We start from the raw sequence: 1370 nt of genomic DNA, 5'->3' as shown, positions 1-1370 counted from the left end.
GGTAGTGTCAAGAATTTTGTGTAAATGAAATGAATTAAAGTATTAGAACTCTCTTTAGTGCTTTTAGATTTTTGAGCGCGACGCTTAATTGAACATTTCATTCAGTTCTGCAGTGACTAGTCTAAATCCTTTATGTATCCTCATTTGGAATCTTTGATTGTAGTCACCGGCATATGTACCAATAAACCTGATGAGTGAATCTTCATTGGGAAACTGTTCTTTACGCTTCGTATAACGTTTCAAATGTTTATTGAATCCCTCAATCAGATTGGTCGTATAGATGGACGCTCTAATCTCTTTAGGGAAAGACAAAAAGGTAAATAGAGATGGATTATTCTTGAATCTTTCTGTTACTTTAGGATATTTCTTATGCCACGTTTGGATGAATGTATCAAGCTTTTCTTCAGCAGCTTTCACCGACTCTTGAGTGTACACAGTCTTCAGATCGTTTAACACTTCAGAACGATCTTTAACTCTCACACCATGACTGACATTTCTAGCAAGATGAACCCAGCATGACTGGTGTTTAGCCTTAGGGAATACGTTTGATATCGCATCCTTAATACCCGCTAAACCGTCTGTAACAAATAACAAGGAATCCTCAATACCTCTAGCTCTAAGATCTGATAAGACAATCTCCCAGTTATGGGCTGATTCAGTCGGAAATAGGCTGTATGAAAGGATTTCTTTATACCCTTCAGGTGTGATTCCTAAAGCGAAGTATAAAGCTTCTTTAGTGACTGTATCACGTCTTACAGGTATATAGGTAGCATCTAGATAAATGACTGCATAACGCTTAGATAATACTCTATGATTAAATGCTTGGATGTCCCCTACTACTGCAGCGGTGATGTTGGATACCGTCTGTTTGGTATAATGATGGCCATACATCTTCTCGATGATGCGTGATATTTCTTCAGTTGTCATCCCGTTTGAATAGAGATGGATGATCATCGATTCAACCGTGTCATTCTGTCTCTTATAAGGGGTTAACGTCTGATTCTCAAACTCACCGGCTCTATCTCTTGGTATCTTTAAGATTAAGTCACCGTATTGAGTCTTCAAGGTGCGTTCATAATAGCCGTTTCGGCTATTACCTGAATTGAATCCTTTACGATCATATTTATCATAATCGAGGAATTCTCTAAGTTCATATTGAAGCAGTTGATTGACTGCGCATTCGACATGATGTCTAAATATTTCGGTAATATCTTTACCTTCGAGTAGCGTTTTAAAGAGTTCTGTTGTAAAATCATTCATGAGGGATCTCCTTCTGTATAGTGGTTTTTCGACAACTCTATTATACTAAAGTGAGATTCCTTTTTAAATTATATTCAGTTTTTCATTTACACAAAATATTTTACGCTATG

General features: G+C 36.9%; 1 protein-coding gene. It reads right to left on the bottom strand.

Annotated elements, in window-relative coordinates; translation table 11 throughout:
* Positions 1 to 84: 84 nt before the first annotated feature.
* Positions 85 to 1260, bottom strand: coding sequence for an IS256 family transposase (locus QJ521_RS09630; protein ID WP_282840269.1), 1176 nt, complete (start codon positions 1258 to 1260; stop codon positions 85 to 87).
* Positions 1261 to 1370 lie beyond the last annotated feature (110 nt).

The organism is Peloplasma aerotolerans (assembly GCF_030012175.1).
Taxonomy (GTDB): Bacteria; Bacillota_I; Bacilli_A; order Acholeplasmatales; family Acholeplasmataceae; genus Peloplasma; species Peloplasma aerotolerans.
The sequence above is the reverse complement of the archived record's forward strand: the minus strand, read 5'-3'. Positions and strand labels throughout refer to the sequence as shown.

Excerpts from the sequence above, each read along its gene's own strand:
- QJ521_RS09630 (WP_282840269.1), bottom strand. The coding sequence starts at position 1,260 with ATGAATGATTTTACAACAGAACTCTTTAAAACGCTACTCGAAGGTAAA.